The sequence below is a fragment of the Paraburkholderia bannensis genome (assembly GCF_014200455.1).
Classification (GTDB): Bacteria; Pseudomonadota; Gammaproteobacteria; order Burkholderiales; family Burkholderiaceae; genus Paraburkholderia; species Paraburkholderia bannensis_A.
The window spans coordinates 57,088-78,695 of record NZ_JACHBW010000021.1; the positions used below are offsets into that span (position 1 = coordinate 57,088).

Annotated in this window: 16 protein-coding genes; 1 reads left to right on the forward strand and 15 read right to left on the reverse strand. The window is 64.4% G+C overall.

Translation table 11 applies throughout. The features are described from left to right. Positions 1–20 precede the first annotated feature (20 nt). The 3 genes from F4827_RS28630 to F4827_RS28640 all read right to left on the reverse strand — a co-directional run bounded on the left by F4827_RS28630 (position 21) and on the right by F4827_RS28640 (position 5,511). Positions 21–3,584: a hypothetical protein gene (locus F4827_RS28630; RefSeq protein WP_221303850.1), complete on the reverse strand. Its 3,564-nt coding sequence runs from the start codon at positions 3,582–3,584 to the stop codon at positions 21–23. A 77-nt stretch (positions 3,585–3,661) separates the two neighbouring features. After that, on the reverse strand, positions 3,662–4,195 hold the full coding sequence (locus F4827_RS28635) for a DapH/DapD/GlmU-related protein (RefSeq protein ID WP_221303851.1): 534 nt from the start codon (positions 4,193–4,195) through the stop codon (positions 3,662–3,664). Then, a complete protein-coding gene (locus F4827_RS28640) occupies positions 4,192–5,511 on the reverse strand; it encodes a lipopolysaccharide biosynthesis protein (RefSeq protein WP_183730305.1) in 1,320 nt (439 codons plus the stop codon). Before F4827_RS28640 ends, F4827_RS28635 begins: the two co-directional genes overlap by 4 nt. A gap of 135 nt (positions 5,512–5,646) precedes the next feature. Between F4827_RS28640 and F4827_RS28645 the strand changes: the two genes are divergently transcribed. Continuing rightward, positions 5,647–6,072: a hypothetical protein gene (locus F4827_RS28645; RefSeq protein ID WP_183730307.1), complete on the forward strand. Its 426-nt coding sequence runs from the start codon at positions 5,647–5,649 to the stop codon at positions 6,070–6,072. Between the two features lie 35 nt (positions 6,073–6,107). On the opposite strand, the gene F4827_RS28650 is transcribed toward F4827_RS28645, so the two are convergent. The 12 genes from F4827_RS28650 to F4827_RS28705 form a co-directional block, all read right to left on the reverse strand. After that, a complete protein-coding gene (locus tag F4827_RS28650; RefSeq protein WP_183730310.1) occupies positions 6,108–6,662 on the reverse strand; it encodes a putative colanic acid biosynthesis acetyltransferase in 555 nt (184 codons plus the stop codon). A gap of 17 nt (positions 6,663–6,679) precedes the next feature. Further along, positions 6,680–7,831, reverse strand: a complete 1,152-nt coding sequence (locus F4827_RS28655; protein WP_183730313.1) for a glycosyltransferase — start codon at positions 7,829–7,831, stop codon at positions 6,680–6,682. Further along, positions 7,828–8,979, reverse strand: a complete 1,152-nt coding sequence (locus F4827_RS28660) for a glycosyltransferase family 1 protein (RefSeq protein ID WP_183730316.1) — start codon at positions 8,977–8,979, stop codon at positions 7,828–7,830. The genes F4827_RS28655 and F4827_RS28660 overlap by 4 nt, the downstream gene beginning before the upstream one ends. Further along, complete coding sequence (locus F4827_RS28665) at positions 8,976–10,325, reverse strand: hypothetical protein (RefSeq protein WP_183730319.1); 1,350 nt, start codon at positions 10,323–10,325, stop codon at positions 8,976–8,978. The genes F4827_RS28660 and F4827_RS28665 overlap by 4 nt, the downstream gene beginning before the upstream one ends. Before the next feature lie 9 nt (positions 10,326–10,334). Further along, entirely contained in the window at positions 10,335–11,549 is a 1,215-nt protein-coding gene (locus F4827_RS28670; protein ID WP_183730322.1) for a glycosyltransferase, read from the reverse strand. Next, positions 11,546–12,565 (reverse strand): hypothetical protein, encoded by a 1,020-nt coding sequence (locus F4827_RS28675; RefSeq protein ID WP_183730325.1) that lies wholly within the window; start codon positions 12,563–12,565, stop codon positions 11,546–11,548. Before F4827_RS28675 ends, F4827_RS28670 begins: the two co-directional genes overlap by 4 nt. A gap of 20 nt (positions 12,566–12,585) precedes the next feature. Then, the gene (locus F4827_RS28680) at positions 12,586–13,614 is read right to left on the reverse strand and encodes a GDP-L-fucose synthase (protein ID WP_183730328.1); all 1,029 of its coding nucleotides are present in this window, start codon (positions 13,612–13,614) and stop codon (positions 12,586–12,588) included. 42 nt (positions 13,615–13,656) lie between these two features. Continuing rightward, complete coding sequence (gmd, locus tag F4827_RS28685) at positions 13,657–14,772, reverse strand: GDP-mannose 4,6-dehydratase (protein WP_183730331.1); 1,116 nt, start codon at positions 14,770–14,772, stop codon at positions 13,657–13,659. A gap of 44 nt (positions 14,773–14,816) precedes the next feature. Further along, positions 14,817–17,084, reverse strand: coding sequence for a polysaccharide biosynthesis tyrosine autokinase (locus F4827_RS28690; protein WP_260175467.1), 2,268 nt, complete (start codon positions 17,082–17,084; stop codon positions 14,817–14,819). Next, on the reverse strand, positions 17,081–18,289 hold the full coding sequence (locus F4827_RS28695) for a polysaccharide biosynthesis/export family protein (protein WP_183730440.1): 1,209 nt from the start codon (positions 18,287–18,289) through the stop codon (positions 17,081–17,083). The genes F4827_RS28690 and F4827_RS28695 overlap by 4 nt, the downstream gene beginning before the upstream one ends. 188 nt (positions 18,290–18,477) lie before the next feature. Next, a complete protein-coding gene (locus tag F4827_RS28700; RefSeq protein WP_183730334.1) occupies positions 18,478–19,905 on the reverse strand; it encodes an undecaprenyl-phosphate glucose phosphotransferase in 1,428 nt (475 codons plus the stop codon). A gap of 57 nt (positions 19,906–19,962) precedes the next feature. Beyond that, on the reverse strand, positions 19,963–21,420 hold the full coding sequence (locus F4827_RS28705) for a mannose-1-phosphate guanylyltransferase/mannose-6-phosphate isomerase (protein WP_183730443.1): 1,458 nt from the start codon (positions 21,418–21,420) through the stop codon (positions 19,963–19,965). Between the last annotated feature and the right edge of the window lie 188 nt (positions 21,421–21,608).

Sequence of the window (21,608 nt, forward strand, 5' to 3'; positions counted from 1 at the left end):
CACCGCATGAGCGACTTGCGTTACTGACTCGCGGCATCGACGAACCGCAGCTTGCCCCATAGGTTCGGCGTCAATTCAGCCTCGCCTGGCAAGTCGCTGACCAAACCCCCGGCCTTGTTCGACCAGTACGCACGCTGCAGCGTCTGAAAGCCATTGCCGCGCAACACGCCGATATCGCCGGCCAGCGTGCGTCCCGCCGTGGCATTCAGACCCAGCACGCCCAGCGGCACCGACACCTTGTACAGCACCTCAGGCGCACGCTGCGCCGCAGTTTGGCCATTCCCCGCCTGCAGGCGCTCGATCGACACATCGACCTTGTCGCTCACCTCATCGACGCGATCGAAATGAATCGTGCGCAGCGGCGAGCTATACGTGATCGGCGCAAGCCCATCGGAAGCCGCCACGGGACGAAAAAGCATGGCCTTGGTCATATCGTGCACGCGCGAAACCACCAGGCGCTCGTCGCCTTTCACGGCGTTGCTGCGATTCGGGTCGGAGTCGGCATTCGCGCCCAGCATCAGGTCGATGCCGCCGCCCGTGGCGAACAGGTTCTGCAAGGCCTCGCCACTATTGTCGAGCAGCGTGGGCGTATCGGTCGTTACCGCGATATAGAGCCGGTCGCCGAATATCGCCAGCGCGGCTTTTGTTTCGCTATCCTGATGACCCCAATCGCCCACCTGAACCGACCGCGTGTCGATGCTCGCCCACTGCGTGGCCGAGTCGGGCCAGTTCTGCGCACTCGCTTCGGCGTGAATCGCAACGTCCAGAACGGTGTTGCCCGCGCTCGACCCGGCGACGCGCGCGGCGGATTCGCGTGTTTCGCGCTGCGCGTCCACGAGTTGTTGCGCGCTCAAGGTAATCTGCCGATCCGGCAAACGACGCACACCCTCCAGCCCGACAATGCGCAGCAAAGGCGCGGTGGAACCGGCCTGCATATAGACGTTGCCATCGTCGGCGCGCACGATGGTCGGATGAAAGCACTCCGGTCCGAGGCTCGTTGCGGCAAGATCGAGACCGCGCGTGGCCCGGGCCGGCGGCGGCGCGGTATCGAGGCGCGTGTCCTTGAACAGCGTCGCAACGAACAGGCCATCGGTCGTGAAGAGATAGACACTGCCTTCGTTGCCGTTGATCGCCCATAGTTGCCCGGCGTCCGAAGGTGCGGGCGCGTCGAACGGGTTGCCCAGCACGCGTGTCGTGCCGATCAGTTCGCCGGGCTTCGCGGGCACCGGCGCGGCGTGCGAGGCGTGCAAACCCGGCCACAGACTCGGATACGACCACGCAGCGCCGCTCGCGTGAATGCCACTGACGCCTTGCGGCGCGAAGGGCGCGGGCGGCGTGGTGGCGATGGTCCAGCCGTCGCGCGCCACCAGTATCTGGCCGCCGCCCGTGCTCACCGGCGCCTGCACATTGCTGACGAGCGTTTTCGCGTGCACGAGATCGTAGACGGGCACGCCGCGCGACCCAGTCGAGGTGGCGGGCACCATCAGCGCCCCATTGCCCGCGTAGGCAATCGCGAACGAAAGATCGTCGAGCACGGTGACATTGCCGAGCATCGCCGCGTTGCCGCGCGCCTCGCCCGGCGGCTGCCAGAACGTGACTTCGTCCGGCGATAGATGACCGTCGCCATTAGCGTCGCGCCACAGAAACAGCAGCGCACGGTGCTGCGGATCGCTGCCGGCCGGCATGCGCGCGCGCATTGCGTCGCTATTGAAGGCGGGCAGCAGCTTGCCCGCGCTGTCGAAGGTGCTGCCCGCAGCCGCCACCGCATGCGCTACGCCATCGGCGCCCAGATGCCAGACGATCGCACTCGGCCTGCCCGTCACCTGGGCGCTGTGCGCGTTGGTCAGATAGCGCTCGCTGCCGCGATAGAGCGGATAGTCGGGCATTGCGCCGGTATCGTTGCCGCTCAGGCCCAGGTCGTCGCCGTCGGCACGGTAGGGAATCGCCCATGGCACGCTCGTGCCGTGCGTCCAGTCCAGCCTGAATTCGATAGCCCCCGCTTCATCGGCGTAATAAAAGCGTGTGCGGTCGCGCGGATCGAGCGCGCCGCCGCCACCGTAGCGCGGCGGCCCATAGAACGCGTTCACGAGGCGGCCAGTGGCGGCGTCCCATACGCTCACGCGCTTGGGCGTCTTGTCGTTTTCAGCGACCCAGAGACGCCCGTTGCCATCGAGCGCAATACCGGCGGGATGATTCATATGCTGCGGATCGTACAGCCCCACAGCAGGCGCGCCTGCGTGGCCGATAGCGCGCAACAGCTTGCCGGACCCATCGAATACCCTCACCTGATGGCTCTTGCCCCAATCGCTCACATAGATCGTGCCGCTCGGATCGATGCATAACGATTGTGGATCTTCGAGCCCCGATGCGATGACCGCTTGCGGCGCAGAAACATGCAACTGACCGCCAGCGTCCAGGCTCGCATCGAGCCGCACCAGATGCACGCCCGACAAAGCCAGCAAATGTCCCTGCGCATCGAACGCAAGACCGCGTGGATCAGCGAGAGGCGCACGCTGAACGACGCGATGCCGCGCGGCGTCCACGAACAGCAATTGATTCAGCGCCCGCAAGGACACGACGACGAGACCATCGTGCGCCGCCAGCCCGGACACCGCAGCGCGGCGCTCGGGATACGGATCGTCCGCCGATGGCTTCGCCGTATCGGGCGGCTCGTCGATCCGATAAGCGGGCGTGAGCACGGGCGCATCCTCGCCCGTGCCCAGGCGCGCATCGGCAGGCGCGTTGCGTTGCCCGCCCACCGTCATGAGCGCGCTCAGACGCAGTTCGCTGGCGTGGTCTCCCGGCTGATCGCCGCGCCACGACGTCGCCGCGTAGGCATAGACGCCCGGCGCGGCATGCGGGCCCGTGTCGCGCGCGAGTTGCGTCGCTCCGGTCCACACGCCCCCCATCCACGTCTGTCCCCAGCGCTTCCTGCCTTGCGTATCGAGCCACGCCAGCCCGCTACCGCCTTCGGTGACATAACTGCCTACGAGTAGCGTGCCATCAGCGCCTGCATGCGGCGAGCCATTCGCACCGCCCGGCACGAACAGCACCGCCGAAGGCGCGGCGTGATTGGCCAGCCACTCGCTGTCGCGCTGCGCCGTCTTCCACGGCGGCTGGCCCGGATCGTAGGGATTGAATTCGTAAAGCGCCTTCAGCGCCGGTCTCACCAGCCCACGCACGCGATATGTACCCGGCGCAACCAGCCGCCCAGGAATGCGGTATTGCGCGTGCGCGGCCGCATCGGGGTCTCGCCCCAGATCGTCGAGGCCATCCCACCACGCGGTGTTATCGCCTGCGGGAAACGGTGTTTCGCTGATGAGGTTGCGCACGCGGTGCCCGTCCGTGGTTTCGATCACGAGCGTCACGTAACCCGGCTGGGCAAGCGAGAAGTGAATGGCGATGGGGGGATGATCGATCACGGCGTTGGCGGCGGCGGCCCCGGTTGGCGCATTCGATGCGCTCACAACTTCCTTCGCGCTGGCATCGCTCGCCGTGCTCACTGCGTCCGCCGCCTGCACCACGGCTGAAGAGCGCATCATATCGAGCGCGATCCACGCAGCGTAACCGAGCGCAATCGCCACGCAAATCGACAGGCTCCAGCGTACGATGCGTCTGCGCGACGCCGTCCGTTCGCCGTGTCGTGAACGCTGCCGCTGCATCATTTGAAAGGCTGCCGGTGACGCGTGCTGTCTTCGAGTTGATCGTCACGCCGCCCGATCGCGCGCGCGGGCACGCCCGCAACGATCGCATACGGTTCGACCGATGCCGTCACCACCGCGCCCGCCGCCACCACGGCGCCCTCGCCTATCATCACACCCGGCATGATGAGTGCATCCAGGCCGATCCGCGCGTAGTCGCCAATCACCACGCCGCCTTCGTAGCCGGCGGACCCCGCACTGTTGGGATCGCGCGAGGCGGTGAGAATCGTCGCGCGCGAACTGATCGACACATTGCACCCGAGCACGATGCCGCCGCGCGTATCCATGCGCGCCTCTTCGTTGACGACCGAGTTCGCGCCCATCGCAAAGCCGCGCCGCGCGTCGAAGGTCACGCCCATCAGGATCGCCGAACTGGGCGCGACGCTGAAGCCCATGACATTGCGATACCAGATGCGTCTCACGCACTGCCAAGGCAAACGGCTCGCCAGGGCGTTATTGAGGTAAACGAGCAGTTCGCCGATGACGGTTTTCATCCTTCCATCCTGCCGAAATGAAGCACGGCCGAAGCCAGATACACGGCGATCGACACCACCGGGCTGATCGACGAAAAGATCACGACGCGCGCAATCGAATCGATGGGCATGAAGGCGAGCAAGACGGCCTGTAACGCCAGCGTGACGACCACCTGTATCCACGACGGCGTGATCCACGCGCGCGCCATATTCAACGAGTAAATCAGCGCCTCGATCACGTAGAGCGCGGCAGAGCCGAGAACCAGCAGCAATTCGCCGTGCATCCCCGCATACTGGCCGCCAAGCACCGACAACACCACGCCGGGAAATAGCCAGGCCACGCAGAGGAACGCCGCGATCAGCGCCAGAAACGCCGCCAGCGCGAGCACGTACTTGCGCTTCATGTCGGCCTTCTCTTTCAGAACGGCAAAACGCGGCATGACGATACTGGTGAACACCGACTGCGCGACCATCAACAAGGCTGAAATACGCCCCAGCGCGCCCAGTTGCGCGACCTGCGTGGCGCTGCCGAAATAGCCAAGCAACAGCACGTTGAGCTGGCCTTGAATGCAGAAGTAGATCGATGCCGGCGCCTGGCGGCGCGCGACTTTCGAAAACTCCGCGCGCGCTTCGTCGAGCGGAAACTGCATATCCTGATCGGCGATGTCATAGCGGCGGCGCAGCGCCCACGCCTGCCAGGCCATGGCGACGAGCGCCGCGCACAATGCAGTGAGCGTATTGGCCGAAACGAGCAAAGCGGCCAGCAGTACCAGCCGCAGCGCTGCGCCGGAAATCGTGATCTGCTGCAGCGCCTTGAGGTTCTGCTCAAGCTTCGGCAGCACGGAAAGCAGGCTGAAATTGAGCTGGAAGAACGTCGCCGCCACCACGCACGCCATGATCGCGGCGGCCCATAGCCACGAAGCCTGCGCTTTCATCAGCAAAAAGAAGCCCGCGGCAAATACCGCCGTGCCGAACAAGGCAAAGAATTTCGCGCGCGCTTCGTACGCCACCGTGAAGATCCGGTTCACCTTGGGGAGATCGGGCCACAGCCGCCCGGCCAGACTGATGAGCGCGGCGCTCACGCCCATATCGCTCAACACAGCGCCCGCCCCCAGCATGGTGATGGCGATGGTGTACCACGCGTATTCATGCACCGTGAGCGCGCGCACGACCCAGATGCCGCCAACGAAGTTGAGCCCCTGCACCAGCGCCTCGCGCGAGAGAAACTTGGCCACAAAGACCGGCAGGCCGCCCGACTTGCGCGCAGCGCGCGCAGAGGCGGCGTCGTCGGCCAGATAGTGCGCTTCGCCTGAGGTCTCGCTGTGTGGAGTGCTCATCGTGACCGTCGTTCCCGGAAAGGGTTTGGTTTGCCGACCGGCGATGCCTATAATCGTGGCGACCGGCTGCGGATTCTTTCGCTCAACGCTTGACTCAATTTAATTCGGACTACGATGAAACACTCGACTCTATCGATGGCGCTTCTTTCTGCCTTGATCATCCTGCTGAGCTGCGCGCAGGCCAATGCCGCCTCGGGCGATAACACGGCTCACGGGCAAAGCTCCGGCGCAACGGCCCCGCCTGCGCCTGAGGATTCGCTTGAGGCGTCGCTTGAGGCGTCGCTTGAGGCGTCTTCTCCCACGAGCGACAGCGGACTGGCGGCCAAAGACGCGTCGCGCACCAACGAGCAACCACTCCTGGGCTTGCCGCGCGTGCCGAAGGACAACAACCCAGGCGCGTCGGGCGATGGTGACGCCACCTCCGCCACGCGCGTCGCGACGCGCCGCTCGACGCCAACGCGGCTGGCTACTGCGAACCGCGCGGAAGTCTTCCCCGCCCCCTTCCCGACGTCCATCTACTCGAACGGCGCAAACCGCACCGTCTACAAAGCCCCCTGGTAAGCACCTCGCCGAACTGCCGCGCTTAACTACCGAGCCTACTGCGGCTGCGGCACGCGCCGCCTCACCGGCTGGCACGGGTGGCCAAAACACACCATGCCCTCGGGCATATCGCCGAACACGCTGCTGCGCGCGCCCACGATCGCCCCTCGGCCGATCGTCACGCCCGGCCCCACAAATACATCCGATGCCACCCACGCCTGCTCAGCCACACGGATATCGCGCGCGCGAATCGGGAAGTTCTCCTGCGTGGCATCGTGATCTCCCGCGCACAGATAGCAGCCCTGCGAGACCACTGCGTGATCTCCCACGACGATTTCGCCCAGGCTGTACAGCACGGAGTTATCGCCAATCCATGCGTAATCGCCGATGCTGACCTTCCACGGATACGTGATCGTCACGGAAGGCCGTATCACCGTATTGCGCCCCACGCTCGCGCCAAAGCGGCGCAGCAGCCACGCGCGAAAGCCATAGGCGAATTGCGGCGAGGGCTTGAACAGCAGCGCCTGCGCAATCCACCAGCACTGCACGAACCATTTCGAGCGGCCGCGAAAACCCGCCGGCACGCTGAATTGCGAAAGATCCTGATACATGGCGCGCTCCATCCGGTTCACGCGAAGCGCTCGACGGCGTCGATCAGGCCGTGCGCCATCGCCTTCACGGTGAAGTGCGATTCGTAGAGCGATTGCGCGCGCACTTTCATGCGTTCCTTATCGCCCAGTTTCAGTCTCAGCCAGCGGTCCAGGCTATGTTCGACGCCATCCACAGTGTCGTCGCTGACGAAACCGGCCTCGTTTTCCAGCACCTCTCGCCAGATATTGACCTTGTTGGTAATGAGCACCGGCAACTGGCAGGCCAGCGCCTCCGCGATCACGATGCCGAAATTCTCCTGATGCGAAGGCAGTACGAACACGTCGCTCGCATAGAACGCCGCCCATTTATCGTCGCCTTCGAGCATGCCGGTCCAGGTGATGCGCTCGCTCAAGCCCAGCTCGCTCGCACGTGCGCGCAGTCGCTCGCCCAGGTTGCCGCTTTCGGGCCCGGCCACCACGAGCTGCCAGTCAGGGTGAGCCTGAGCCCGACGTGCGAATGCCTCGATCAGCAGATCGCAGCCCTTCTTCGGATGCACACGGCTCAGGAACAGCATCAGGCGCTTGCCGCGCAAATGCGGATGACGCGCGAAGAACGCATCGCGCAGGGATTCGCCTTGCACGGGCGGGCTCGCGGTTCCACAGGGCACGATGTGCTCCTTCGCGCGATACAGCCAGAACGAATCGCGCGAGAGCAGACGTTCTTCTTCGCTGGTGAACAGCACCGCGCTGGCATCCCTCAACAGCCGGTATTCGGACCACGGCCAATAAAGCCACTTCTTCAGATGCTTGAGCGGATACGTGCGCTTGAACCACGGATCGAGCATGCCGTGTGTGAACACGAAATACGGCACGCGCGAGCGCCGCAGAGCGCGCCACGCGCCAAAGCTGTGGTATTGCCACAGCCCGTTGACGATGACGGCGTCGTAGCGCTGCGCGTTCGCGCGCAGCCACGGCACGAGGCGCGAGTTATAGCGATAATGCCCGGCCGAAGGCCCGATTGCATGCACCGGCAGCGAGAACGCGGCAACATGCGCCTCGCCGGGATCGTCGAGCGACAGCACGTCGACGGTATGGCCCGCTGCGCAAAGCCACGCCCCCGACTGGCGGACCGCTTCCACCGTGCCGCCCAACTGGGGATTCGTCGAAGGCAGAATATGCAGTATCTTCATGCGTGCGTCCCTATGGATTCCTCATGAATAACGGTAGATCGCGATGCATGCAGGCCGAGCGTGGCGATAAGCCTGCGGGTCATCTCTTCGATGCTGAAGCGCGCCGCGTTATCCAGCCCGGCCAGCGTCATACGCTCGAAGTTCGCCGCGGCCACCAGTTCCGCCGCGCGCGCCGAATCGGCGGGATCGAAATAGAGCGCCGCCGCGCCGCCCACTTCGGGCAATGGGTCGATGCCCGATGCGAAAACCGGGCAACCGCACGCCTGCGCCTCGATCACGGGCCAGCCGAAACCTTCGTTGAGCGATGGAAAAATCATCGCTTGCGCACCCGAATAAAGCGCCACGAGCAGATCGTGCGAAACGTCTTCGATCGAATGCACGCGCGTCGCGAAACCGCCTGTGGCGATCACCTCTCGCATGGCGGCATTGGGCGGCGGCCCAATGAAGACCAGTTGAGCATCGGCGAAACGCGGCAGGCGCTGCAGATGCGCGAAGATGCGTGCGACGGCCACACGATTCTTGCGAGGATGTTCGGAGCCGACATGCAGAAAATACGGATGCTCGCCCAGCGCTGCGTAGCCGTTTTTGGCGAGCGTGTCGCGCCAGCCCGCATCCGGATGAAACGCGCTATGCAGCGCATTGCGCACGACAAAAGCACGCTGCGTGAAATCCTCGCTGAGATCCAGCAGATGCGCGCGGGTCAGATCCGACACGCAAACGATGCGCCGCGCGCGCGCCATGCCGTGAAAATTCAGCGCCTGCAGCACCTTGCCTGTAAAACGCGTCTGCCAGCCATCGACCAGTCCGCGCGCCGCCTGAATCGCAATCACATCATGACAGGTGATGCTGCTGCGCTCGCGCGGCAGCCAGAACAGATACATGCCGTTCGAGTGGTCGCAGACATGCGTGCGATCGAAGCGGCGCGCCGCACGCGCCAGAAAAAACGGAAAAATCACGAACTTGTCGATATAGCCGATCCACTTCGCGAGCCCCTCCTCCGATGCATTCGCGCGCAACAGCACCGCGCGCGGCGCAATCAATTCCACTTCCACACCTGCCGCGCGCAGCCCGCTCAACAGCATTTGCGCGTAGGCTTGCATGCTTTTCTGGCCATCGGAGGGATAGTTGCCTACCAGCAGCAATTTCATGAGCGCGCTCCCCAGTTGAGCACCGGTTCGCCGAGCGGCAAGGTCACCGGCAGGTCTCTCGTCGCGCACAGCGCCAGCCCCAAAGCGATATAGCCGAACGCGTTCGCGCTCACCTGCCCGCTCACCGGCCACGACGACATGCCGTATGCGGTGGTAGCCCACATCAGCAGCGGCAAGGTCTCACCGCAGCGCACGAGCCGCACGAGGCTGCGCGATATACCCACCGCGAACATCAGGCACTTCGCAAGCAGCCACGCGAAGCCCACCACGCCCATTTCCAGCAGCACGCGCGCGGGTTCGGACTCGGCCAGCTCGAACGCGTTCTCGCCTGTCAGCAGCACCGATCCCGCGTTGGTGCCCGCGCCCAGCCCGTGGCCCACGAAGGTCATTTCCTTGCGCGCCGCTGGCTCGCCCAGCAATTCGGTTTCGATACGGCCCATCACATCTTCATCGGCGGCCGCGGTCTGGAAGCGCTCCTGGGTGGCAACGAGCGCATCGCTAAAGAGTCCGAGCGTCACCACGAGGGCCACCACGGCGAGCACCGTGCGCGCGATCGACTGCATCAACGCCTTGCCGGTTTTCGCGGCGCCAAAGCCCGCGAGCGTCTGCACCGCGAGCAGCCCGCCGAAGAACATGATGGACGCGCGCGAACCGCTCACGAGCGTGGAAATTGCCACGGCGATAAACGCCACCACCGCGAGCCAGCCGTGGCGGTACAGGCGTATGCCCCGCCATGCCGTGCTGATCGCAAGCGGCGACACCACCGCGATGAAACACGCAAAGCCCATCGTGAACGTGAAGGTGCCGCTCACACGCACGATATCGGCGCTCACGCGAAAGATGGCGTCTTCGTCGGTATCGGGCTGCACGTTGAGCGGCGACGACGGCGGCAGAAAATGCTGGAGCATCACGAGCGGCGTCATGACGATGCCCAGCGCGATCATCACGCGCATCACGCGCACGACCTCCGTATTCGTGAGCGTGCAGGCCATCGCCAGCGCCATCCAGAAGTACAGCAGCCAGAAGCGCAGGCCCAGCAGAAACAGCACGATCGGCCCTTGCAGCACGATGATCTGGAACAGTCCCCAGCCCGCCACCACGAAGGTCCACGCCAGCAGGCATTGGGTCGCGAATGGCATCGCCGCGAAGCGCCCGCGCAGCGCGCTGCGCATGACCAGCACAAACGCGGCGGCGTCACGGCAAAGCAGCAGCGGGCTCGTCAGGCCGGGCGCGATCCATTTGCGCACCGCGCCTTCGAACACCGTTACGAGGATCACGGTCAACACGAGCACGAAATCGAAGCGCAGCGGCTCGCGCTCGATCACATTCGCGTGGGGCATAGGCATGCGCATCGGCTACTCCAGCGTTTCGGCGATCAGGTCCGCGACGCGTCCGCGATACGCGCGCCACGTGAAATAGCGCGAGGCCGCGAGCGAACTTTCCGATGCTTCGCGTATCGAAGCGCGGTCCATCACTTTCTCGCGCATCGATTGATAGATCGCTTCTTCGGTGGGCTCGACCACCCATCCGCTACCGGGAAAGCGCGAGATGACTTCGCGTGCGCCCGTCATCGTCGAAACGATGGCCGGCGTGCCGGTCGCCATCGCCTCCACCACGACCATGCCGAAAGCGTCGAAGCGCGAAGGCAGCAGCAGGCAATCGGCGTCGGCAAACAAGGCGTAAAGCTCTTTCTGCGGTACGCCCGCGAGACAGCGCACATGCAGCACCTGCTTCGCGAGCGTGAGCCATTGCGGCTCCTCGGTGCCGCCCACGAGCGTGAGATCGGCGCAATGGCGCTGCGCGTTCAGGCGCGCGAACGCATCGAGAATCAGATCGATCGACTTGCGCGAAGACAGCGTGCCCGCAAAGATGAACTGCACGGGCCGCGCCGTTTCCGCACGCCGCGCAACGCCCGCCGGCAGCTCTGCGCCCAACAGCACCGAGCGCACCTTGCGTTCGTCCACGCCCGCACGCAGATACGATTCGCGCGCCATATCCGAGCAGGTGATGACGAGATCGGCCAGTTGCACCTCTTCGTCCTTGCGGCGATTGATCTCGTCGATATAGCCGTTCGAGTGCACCTCGATCAGGCGCTTCGCATCTTCATGATGCAGCGACGGGGCGTCGAGGATGCAGGTCGCGCCCACTTCACGCGCGGCCTTGAAGGTATGCCAGGCCGAATTTTCATAGCCCACCACGGCGGCCGGCTTCAACGCTCGCACCTGTTGTGCCACCCACCAGTCGAACCAGTGAAACACGCGATGCGCGTAGTCGTGGCGCGTCGGCGCGGTACGTGCGAGCGAACGCGCGCGCAACAGCATCTGCCACCAGACAGGATGGCGGCGCAGCGCCTGCGGAACGGCCGTGCTGCGTATCTTCTTGCGCCATTGTGCGGGAATGTATGCGGGCGGCTTGTCATCCACACATTGCACCGGCACGCCGGACCAGAACGTCTGCAGCATGCCGCGCTCGTAGAGCCCCCAGGCAAGCTGATGCGAATGCTGCAAGCCCGGATGAAAAACCGCGACTGTCTTGCCGCGCCGCGCGCTACCCACCGCTGCACCGTTCATGAGGTAATCTCCACGATCTTTTCGATCAGTTGGGCGCTGCGCGCGTGCTCGGCGAAGACGCGTGCGCCAATCGCCGCCGAGGTCGTATCGAGCGAATCGTCTGCTTCGCGAAACGCGTTGCGCGTGAGGAAATGACGCTCCGGCAGCGGGTAATTCGTCGGCACCGGATAGTTGCCCACACCGTCGAAGATCGACACGGGCGCGACGCCGTGACATGCGTAGGCCGCATAGACGCTCGACTTCGACGCCTGGCCCCACGGCGTGTTGAACAAGCCCCACTTCGCTCGCATCAGGCGTTGCGAGATCACTTCGGATGGCAGCGGGCCGGTCGCTTCGAAGGGCCAGGGCATGAAGGCCTGCGCCACCTTGTCGAGCCACGGGCCGCCGCTGCCGATGTCGACCACGCGCTCGATGTGGCCGCGTCCCAGTTGCTCCGTCAGCGCCGGCAAGACTTCGCGATAGATCTCTTCACGTGTGCGCGCCGAACCGAACACCACCGCCACGTCGTCTCGATCGCGCCAGGCGCTTACCGCATCGGGTTCGCCCACGTTGGAGAACGTGGGCGAGTAGATCGCGCGTTCGCCCATGCGTTCGACGCCCCACGTATAGGCCCAGTCGGTGTTGAAGAACGCGTAGTCCGCAAGTTCGGCGATGCGTTCGCAGATGCGCCGCTGCATTGGCGCGAGCCAGTACGCGCTCGACAAGCCGCGCGCGACCAGCACCCAAAGCTCGTGAAAGTAGACCACCACCCTCACGCCCCGCGCGCGCGCCGCATCGACGAAGGCTGGCAGCCAGAGCGGCACGCCCTTGCGGCTAAAGCCGTAGATCGACAGTTGCAGGATCCACACGTCGCCCGCCACCACCGGCACGGTGCGCGCGGCAGCGCGATTGGGCACCGCGTAGCGCTGCGCCTCGCGCTGGCGCTCGCGCAACAGCCGCACGAGCACGCCGGAGTGATCCGACACGCCGCAACCGTGCTCCTTGATCTCGGGTTGAACGATGCGAAAGCTGGTCATATGCGTGGCATTCGTCGGATTCAGGCGCTCACCAGCCCGCGCACGGGCTGCGCTTCACGTGCTTCATGCGCTTCGTGCGCTTCGTGCGCGCCAAGGAAGGCGTTATAGGCGCGCGCGAGACCATCCGCCAATGCCACCGTCGGCTGCCAGCCCAGCGCGCGCAGGCGTGCGCTGTTCATCAGCTTGCGCGGCGTGCCATCGGGCATCGACACATCGAACTGCACCTCGCCGCCGTAATCGACCACGCCCGCAATCGTCTGCGCGAGTTCGGCGATCGTCACATCGCTGCCAAAGCCGACGTTGATATGGCTTTGCATCGGCGAGGTGCATTGCCCATAAAGCGCGCGATCCATTTCCATGACGTAGACGCTCGCAGCCGCCATATCGTCGACATAGAGGAATTCCCGACGAGGACGGCCCGATCCCCATACCTGCACCGTCCGATCGCCCTTGCTGCGCGCTTCGTGAAAGCGGCGGATCAGCGCCGGCACCACATGACTGGTCTGCTGGCTGTAGTTGTCGCCGGGGCCGTAGAGATTGGTCGGCATCACGCTGCGATAGTCGGTGCCGTGCGACTCGCCGAACTGGCGGTTATAGCTCTCGCACAGCTTGATGCCCGCGATCTTGGCGATCGCATAAGGCTCGTTGGTGGGTTCGAGCTTGCCGCTCAGCAACGCTGCTTCGTCGATGGGCTGGTCCGCGAACTTCGGATAGATGCAGCTGGAGCCGAGAAACAGCAGGCGCTGCACGCCCGCACGCCACGCTTCGTGAATCACGTTCGCTTCGATCATCAGGTTCTGATAGATGAAGTCGGCGGGATAGTGATCGTTGGCGAAGATGCCGCCCACCTTCGCAGCGGCAAGGTAGACCTCATCGATCGATTGTTCGCGAAAGAAGGCGCGCACCGCCTCCTGGCTCGTCAAATCCAGCTCGGCATGCGTGCGCGTAATGAGTTGGACATCGGGCCGAAGCGCCAGAATGCGGGCGATGGCCGCGCCCACCATGCCGCGGTGGCCCGCGATGTACACGCGCTTGCGTTCGTTCTCCATGATCCGCTCCTTGCTCTAGCAGTGACTCACAGTCACTCGCACTCATTCGTGGTAGTCGTAGGCGATGTAGCCGTGCTCTTTCACCAGCTCGTCGCGTCCGGCCAGCTCGTAGTCGGACCAGACCATTTCCTTCACCAGCTGCTCGAAGCTCGTGGTCGGCTCCCAGCCCAATTTCTCCCTCGCCCTGGTGGGGTCGCCCAGCAGCGTCTCCACTTCGGTCGGGCGGTAGTAACGCGGATCGATGCGCACGATCACGTCGCCGGGCTTCACGTGCTTGCCGTCGCTCACGCCGGCCACCGTGCCGATTTCCTGCGCGCCGTCACCACTCCATGCGATCTCGATGCCCATTTCCGTCGCCGCCGCTTCGACGAAATCACGCACGCGGTACTGCACGCCCGTGGCGATCACGAAATCCTCGGGATGTTCCTGCTGGAGCATCAACCACTGCATCTGCACGTAATCGCGCGCATGGCCCCAGTCGCGCTTTGCATCGAGGTTGCCCAGATAAAGCGTCTTTTGCAGGCCCAGCTTGATGCGGGCGATGGCGCGCGTGATCTTGCGCGTGACGAAGGTTTCGCCGCGATTGGGGCTTTCATGATTGAAAAGGATGCCGTTGCAGGCGTACATGCCATACGCCTCGCGGTAATTCACCGTGATCCAGTAGGCGTACAGCTTGGCTACCGCATACGGGCTGCGCGGGTAGAACGGCGTGCGCTCGGTCTGCGGGATTTCCTGCACCAGACCATAAAGCTCCGACGTCGATGCCTGATAGAAACGTGTTTCCTTAGTCATGCCAAGGATACGGATGGCTTCCAGAATGCGCAGCGTGCCCACTCCGTCGGCATTGGCCGTGTATTCCGGCTCTTCGAACGAGACCGCCACATGGCTCTGCGCCGCGAGGTTGTAAATCTCCGTGGGCCGCACCGTCTGGATGATGCGGATGAGGTTGGTCGAATCGGTCAGGTCGCCGTGATGCAGCACGAAGTTGCGGCCCTTCTGATGCGGGTCCTGATAGAGATGGTCGATGCGGTCGGTATTGAACAGCGAGGCGCGGCGCTTCACGCCGTGCACCTCGTAACCCTTGTCGAGCAACAGTTCCGCGAGATAAGAACCGTCCTGCCCCGTGATGCCGGTGACCAGTGCAACCTTGCGTTCCATGATGGCGCTCTCCAGTGTGCGCGCACGTCCCGTGCGGTGTGATTTCAGTGCAGTTCCACGGCATCTGCCGCGTAGGTGGGGAAATTCGAGCCGTATCCAAAGGGGCCGCGCGGCACATCGGTGAGCACCACGCCCTTCACGGCAATGCCGCCATGACGCAGCCGCCGCACCGTCTCGCCGATGCCGGACAAGGCATCGCGGCCATGACGGCAGACAAGCAGCGTGGCGCCCGCGCGGCGCGCGATCAGCGCGGCATCGGTCACGGCCAGCACCGGCGGCGTATCGATCAAGACCACGTCGTAGCGCGCGGAAAGCTCGTCCAGCAGCGAGCGAAAGCGCTCGCTCATCAGCAATTCGGAAGGATTGGGCGGCACGGTGCCTTGCGGCAGCGCGTCGAGACCGGGCAGCACGTTGCGGACCAGCGCACTATCGAGATCCGCACCCGCGATCACATCCGATAGACCGGGCCGGCGGCGGATGTTGAGATACTCGTGAATATCGCCGCGCCGCATATCGCCGTCGACGATGACGGTGCGCTTGCCGCCCAGCGCCAGCACCGCGGCAAAGTTGACCGACACGAACGACTTGCCGACCTTGTTGCGCGGGCCCGTGATCGCGACGATATTGTTGCTGGCCGCCAGTAGTCCGAACTGCATCGCGGTACGCAGATTGCGGATCCCTTCGATCGCCACGTCGTGCGCCGCGCAACCCGCGAGCACATGCTGGGCGCGGGTGCCGCGCTTCATCGCTTCGTAGATCTTCAGTTGCGCCGGGCTGCGCGGCACCACCGCGTAGACCGGCACGCCGATCACATGCTCGATCTCCTTGGAGTGCTCCACGCCGCCAAACACCATCTTGCGGCACAGCGCGATGCCCACACCGACGAGCACACCCAGCAAGGCGGAGAACAGCAGGATCACCGATCGATTCGGCCGCACCGGATATTCCGGCGTGGACGCATGATCGACCACGCGCACGCTGCCCACCTGCCCGGCCTTCACCACACGCAACTGCTGCGCGTTGTTGAGCAGATTGGTATAGAGCTGCGTGTCCACGCGCACGTCTCGCATCAGGCGCAGCGCGTTCTGCTCGGTATCGGGCATCTTCTCCACCCGCGCGGAGAGATCGGCCATCTGCTGGCGCAACGTGCCCATCTGCGCATCGAGCGCGGCGACCGCCGGATGCTTCGGCGTGAAGCGCTGGATCATCTCGTCGCGCTGCTGCTGGAGATCGACGAGCTTGGTCTTGTCATCCACCACCTGTTGCAGCAGCAGACGGCTTTCCTCGCTCAGATCGACCGAGCCGTTTTCATTGCGAAAGCGGTTGTACTTCTCTTCGGCGTCTTCGAGTTCCGCGCGCAGTTGCGGCAGCTGCTGCTCAAGGAAGGCGAGCGTATGCTCGGCTTCGCCGGAGCGGCTATCGATGTTCTGCTTGACGTATTGCTCGGTGATCGTGTTGAGGATCAGCGCCGTGCGCGCGGCGTCGTTGCCATGCAGACTCACGCCGATCATGCCGGACTGCTTGGCCTTTTCCGCCACGGTGAGATGGCTTTGCAATTCGCTCGTGGCATGTTCGAGCGACACCCTGGTCACGCCGAACTGCGTGCCGGGGCGAGCCACCAGCGTATCCACGCGCACCGTCACCGTATCGCCACCGGATTGCGCGGTCGCCGTCGTGCCTGCCCGGCCGTTGAGCACGAGTTGTCCGCCCTTCGTGACGAGGCTGTACGCCTCGCCGCCCTGCGCGACCAGCACCACGCCTTCGCGCATCAAGCGCGGCGGCAGATCGAGCGCGCTGATCACCACCTGCTCGCCGCCCCACGCGTACTGCGAGAGACCGAAGCGCGGCGGCGCCAGCTCGCCCGCCGGTACATGCCGCGCGAGCGCTGCACCTATCAGCGGAAAGTAATGCGGCTGCACCTCGATATCCAGATGCAGCCGCGAGACGGCCTGGCCGACCACGAGATCGGAGCGCAGCAGCTCGATTTCCGCCGCTGCCGTACCGCTTCTGTCGAAGATCGAAGCCAGCTCGCCCAGCGAATCGCGGTCTTTCGACGACAGCTGGTTGTCGAGAATCTGGATCAGCGACTGCGCTTCATACACAGGCGTCGCGACGAAGGCATAGAGACCGCCGAGCAGCAAGGCGAGCACGGTCATCGCGAGAATCAGCCGCCAGCTTTCCGCGATGCGCGAGAACCACATCGATAGCGGCACATCCATTTGCGCGGCGAGCGGCTGCGTTTCCACCGGCGGCACGGCGCTCAGGTGATCGGCAGCGGGCTCTCGAACGAGGCGAGGAGTAGGTGCGTTCATTTCGTCAACACCGCTGCGGTAAGGCCCGCGTTAATGGCCGGAAGAAGGAGGTTCAGCACGCGCGAGAGGCGTACGAGCCCGTTGCTGTCGACATAGACGACATCGTTCGATTGCAGCTGGAACTGGTTGGCGAGAATCATCGACACCGGCGAGCGCGCGTCCAGGTGATAGACCTGCGGCTGGGTGCCTTCCGCGCCGCGAATGACATAGAGCTGTTGTGGATCGGCTGTGTTGGAGTCAATGCTGCCGGCCTGCGAAATCGCATCGCTGAGCATCAGCTTGCCGTTACGCATGGGTACCGCCGTCACGGGCTTCGACACTTCGCCCATCACATAGACGCCGTTGTCTTCGCGCGCCACCACGCGCAGCAGGTCGCCCTTTTGCAAGCGGATTTTCGCGGGGTTTTCGTTGCGCGCAAGCATGGCGGGCAAATCGAGCCGATACGACTTGCCGTCGCGCACCAGCACCATCTGGCTTTGATCGGCATTCTTCGTGAAGCCGCCGGCGCGTGCCACGGCCTGATAGAGCGTCATCGGCACGTCGTTGATGGCAAGCGAGCCGGGCGACTGCACTTCGCCGTCTACGTAGATCTGCTTCGAGCGATACGAAACGATGCGCACCGTTACCTGCGGTTTCTGGTAGACCTCGGAAAGCCGCGATTGCACGAGACGTTGCACGTCTTCGATATGCATGCCCGCAACGTGCTCGCGACCCACATAGGGAAACTGTAGATAGCCGTCCTGATCGATCACGAAGCCGGGCGCCGGATCCGCCGAGCGTTGCGCCGACACGCTATTGGCCTGGCCGCTCTGCGCGGCGATCAGTTCCGGGTGGTCCCAGACGGTAATGTCGAGCACATCGCCGGGTCCCAGCGTGTAATGCAGGGGCTGGCTGGAGGCTTCGAGCATCGTCCAGGTGTTGTCAGGCGCGGCGGCGGCGCGCAACTGCTGGATCAGCCGCAGATTGATCTCGGTGATGGGAATCTGCTGCTGGGCCTGCGCGGAATCGCTAGACGCGCCATCCGCGCTATCCGTGCCTTCGCCCGTGGGCAAGGTTGCGGGTTGCGACATCCGCATACCCGGCGCGCTCGAGCAGCCCGCGAGTGCGCCGGCAAGCGCAAGAATGGCGATGAGCGCCGCCAGTCCGCCGCGGCCCAGGCGGCGAGACTGCATTGAACGGCGTAAAACGCGGCGCGCCGCGCGCATCGCGCCGCGTGCTCTCTGGCACGCGTGCAGGATGGCGGCAACGATAAACCCTTCCAGCATCTGGATGAACACGATCATTCTTCCCCAACGTTGAGAGGATACTCAGGACAACGATCGAAGACCCCGGATCAGACGCGATTTCCCCCCGCGCCCGCCATTTCCCGATCGCTGCACCCATGAAGGCGCGATCAATATGCGTTGCTATGCACGAGCCCCTTGAGAACGGTGGCCGCCACGATGCGCATGTCGAGCGCGAACGACCAGTGGTGAAGGTAGTAGAGATCGTGCTCGACGCGGCGCTCCATTTTTTCCACGCGATCGGTCTCGCCGCGATAGCCATTCACCTGTGCCCAGCCCGTGATGCCGGGCTTGATGCGGTAGCGATGGATATACCCGTTGACGACCTTGCGATAGAGTTCGTCGTGCTCGATCGCGTGCGGACGCGGGCCGACCACGGACATTTCACCGCGCAGCACGTTAAGGAACTGCGGCAATTCATCCATGCTCGTGCGGCGCAGAATCCCGCCAATCTTCGTGATGCGCGAGTCGTTGCGCGTAGCTTGAACGACCTGTCCCGCCACTTCGGCGTGCTGGCGCATGGTGCGAAACTTGTAGATGCGAAATACGCGGCCATCCGCGCCCATGCGCTTTTGCGTGAAGAACACCGGCCCGGGCGAAGAAAGCTTCACGGCAATGCTTACCGCGATGAACACGGGCAGCAAGGCAAATAGCGCCGCAGCCGCAAAGACGCGGTCGAAAATCTCTTTCTTCGCCAGCGCATGAGCGGGCATGGGCGACGCCACCAGATTCATCGCCGGCATCCCAATCAGATCGATCATCGCGCTGCCGAACAGCGCCATGCTGCGCACATCGGGAATGAAGCGCACGTTCACCAGGTCGTCGCGAAACGCATTCACGCATTGCAGGATCGCCTGCTCTTCGCAGAGCGGAAGCGCGAGCCATACTTCCTGAATGCCGTTACGGCGCACGAAATCGACAAAACTCGCAAAGTTATCCGGGCCTGCATAGGCCGGCACGCCGATGATTGAAGCGCCGCCCGCGGGCTTCGCGTCGTAAGCGGCCATGGCGCGAAAGCCCGTGGCGGGGGCCTGCTGGATACGCTCGACGATATGCTGGCAATGCTCGCCGTAGCCCACGATCGCCACGTTGCGCAGGTTCATGCCCGCATGACGCGCGCGGGACAGCGCCGCGCGCACGATCAGCCGCGCGCCCACCATCGCCACCGCCGTGTAGCCGATCCACCAGCTGAACCACAGGCGCGAGACGGCGTCGGCGCGATGCACCGCGAACATCATCACCAGCGCGCAGACGTCCACCACCATCCACGCCAGCACGACCCGCGAAACCAGCCGCAGGATCGAGCGCCCGCGCCACGACTGATACACGCCGAACACCGGGAACACCGCCAGCGTGAACGCGCAGGCAAAAAGCGTAAATGCGCCTTCCACGCCCTGCGAAATGCTATCGGTGGCATGCAGGCTCGTAGCCAGCCGCGCGCAGACGACGATCAGCGTGACATCCAGCACGCGCGCCAGCAAGCCTTGCACGCTGCCGAACGAGGCCGGCGATTCCGGCACGAACTCAATGGTACTCATGGCCCGACTCTCCAGTTGCGAGCGCAACGAGTGCGCTCATTGCATGCTCAGGTGCATTCAGGCCCGGCCATAGGTGTCGTCGAAGCGCACGATGTCGTCCTCGCCCAGATAGGCGCCCGATTGCACCTCGATGATCTCGAGCGGCAATTTGCCGGGGTTTTCCAGCCGATGGCGCACGCCGATGGGGATAAAAGTGGATTCGTTCTCGCTCAGCATGAACTGCTCGTCGCCGCGCGTGACCAGCGCCGTGCCGCTCACCACCACCCAATGCTCGGCGCGGTGGTGATGCAGTTGCAACGAAAGCTGCGCGCCGGGCTGCACCACGATGCGCTTGACCTGGAAGCGCGCGCCCTTGTCGATCGAATCGTAATAGCCCCAGGGACGGCGTACCTTGCGGTGTGTGTTGGCTTCGGGTGCATGCAGCGCCTTGATCTTCGACACCAGGCCCTTGACGTCCTTCACCTGCGAGCGGTCGGCGACCAGCACGGCGTCGTCGGTTTCCACCACCACCACGTTGCTCACGCCCACGCAGGCCACCAGACGCCCCTCGGAATGCGCAAGACTCGAAGTCGAGTTCTCGAACATCACGCGGCCACGGCCAACGTTGCCGTCCGCATCTTTATCGAGTGCGTCCCACACGGCATCCCAGGAGCCCAGATCGGACCAGCCCGCATCGAGCGGCACCACCACGCCAGGCGCGAGCGCCGGATCGGTGCCCAGACGCTCCATCACCGCGTAATCGATCGAGTCGGACGGCGAGGTCTTGAAGTAGTCGCGTTGCGGGCGAAAGAAGGCGCCGTCGTGCTGGCCCGACACGTAGGCCGCCATGCAGGCCTCATGCATCGCGGGCTGCAGGTGCTGGAGTGTGTCCAGCCAGACCGATGCGCGCACAACGAAAATGCCGCTGTTCCACCAGTAGTCGCCGGTATCGACATAGTGCGCCGCCAGTTCCGCGGCGGGTTTTTCGACGAAACCCGCGATATTGCGCGCGCCATCTTCGAGCGGCTTGCCCAGACGGATATAGCCGAAGCCAGTATCGGGCCGGGTGGGCGGCACACCCAGCGTGGCGATGGCGCCCGCTTCCGCATAACGCGCGGCGCGGCTGACGGCGCGCTGGAACGCCGCCAGATCGCCGATCGCATGATCGGCAGGCATCGCCACGACGATGGCGTCGCTGCCTCGCGAGCAAGCCGCGGCGCAGGCCAGCGTCAGTGCGGGCGCGGTATCGCGCCGTTCGGGCTCAACGATGATCTCCGCCTTCGTGCCGCCGGCGCGTGTCTGTTCGGCGGTCAGGAAGCGATGTTCGTCGCCGCAGACGACGATCGGCTCGGGCACGATCTCCCACGGCGTGGGGAAACCTTCCAGACGGCGCATGGTCGATTGCAGCAGCGTGTCCTGGCCGATCACGCCGATCAACTGCTTGGGGAACTGTTCGCGCGACATCGGCCACAGGCGCGTGCCCGCACCGCCCGCCAGCACCACAGGCACGATGCGCAGCGTCGGAACATGCGTCATGGGCGCGCCAGGCGTACTCACATCGAGCACGTCGACGGTCACGAACACCGGCGCCGCCTGAAGCCCCGCATGAGTGGTTTCCACGGGCTTTGCGATTTTTCCGTAATCGATTTCCATCGTTTCGTACTCCTATCATGTGTAGCGAGTTGAAACCGCCGGGGCAGCGCTGCGCGTGCGCGCAGGCGCCT

Bases quoted from the DNA above. Each gene is read 5' to 3' on its own strand.
- F4827_RS28700 (WP_183730334.1), bottom strand. From the start codon at position 19,905: ATGAGTACCATTGAGTTCGTGCCGGAATCGCCGGCCTCGTTCGGCAGC.
- F4827_RS28660 (WP_183730316.1), bottom strand. From the start codon at position 8,979: ATGAAATTGCTGCTGGTAGGCAACTATCCCTCCGATGGCCAGAAAAGC.
- F4827_RS28665 (WP_183730319.1), bottom strand. From the start codon at position 10,325: ATGCCTATGCCCCACGCGAATGTGATCGAGCGCGAGCCGCTGCGCTTC.
- F4827_RS28695 (WP_183730440.1), bottom strand. From the start codon at position 18,289: ATGCGCGCGGCGCGCCGCGTTTTACGCCGTTCAATGCAGTCTCGCCGC.
- F4827_RS28655 (WP_183730313.1), bottom strand. From the start codon at position 7,831: ATGAAGATACTGCATATTCTGCCTTCGACGAATCCCCAGTTGGGCGGC.
- F4827_RS28705 (WP_183730443.1), bottom strand. From the start codon at position 21,420: ATGACGCATGTTCCGACGCTGCGCATCGTGCCTGTGGTGCTGGCGGGC.
- F4827_RS28645 (WP_183730307.1), top strand. From the start codon at position 5,647: ATGGCGCTTCTTTCTGCCTTGATCATCCTGCTGAGCTGCGCGCAGGCC.
- F4827_RS28640 (WP_183730305.1), bottom strand. From the start codon at position 5,511: ATGAGCACTCCACACAGCGAGACCTCAGGCGAAGCGCACTATCTGGCC.
- F4827_RS28670 (WP_183730322.1), bottom strand. From the start codon at position 11,549: ATGAACGGTGCAGCGGTGGGTAGCGCGCGGCGCGGCAAGACAGTCGCG.
- F4827_RS28635 (WP_221303851.1), bottom strand. From the start codon at position 4,195: ATGAAAACCGTCATCGGCGAACTGCTCGTTTACCTCAATAACGCCCTG.
- F4827_RS28675 (WP_183730325.1), bottom strand. From the start codon at position 12,565: ATGACCAGCTTTCGCATCGTTCAACCCGAGATCAAGGAGCACGGTTGC.
- F4827_RS28680 (WP_183730328.1), bottom strand. From the start codon at position 13,614: ATGGAGAACGAACGCAAGCGCGTGTACATCGCGGGCCACCGCGGCATG.
- gmd (WP_183730331.1), bottom strand. From the start codon at position 14,772: ATGGAACGCAAGGTTGCACTGGTCACCGGCATCACGGGGCAGGACGGT.
- F4827_RS28690 (WP_260175467.1), bottom strand. From the start codon at position 17,084: ATGAACGCACCTACTCCTCGCCTCGTTCGAGAGCCCGCTGCCGATCAC.
- F4827_RS28650 (WP_183730310.1), bottom strand. From the start codon at position 6,662: ATGTATCAGGATCTTTCGCAATTCAGCGTGCCGGCGGGTTTTCGCGGC.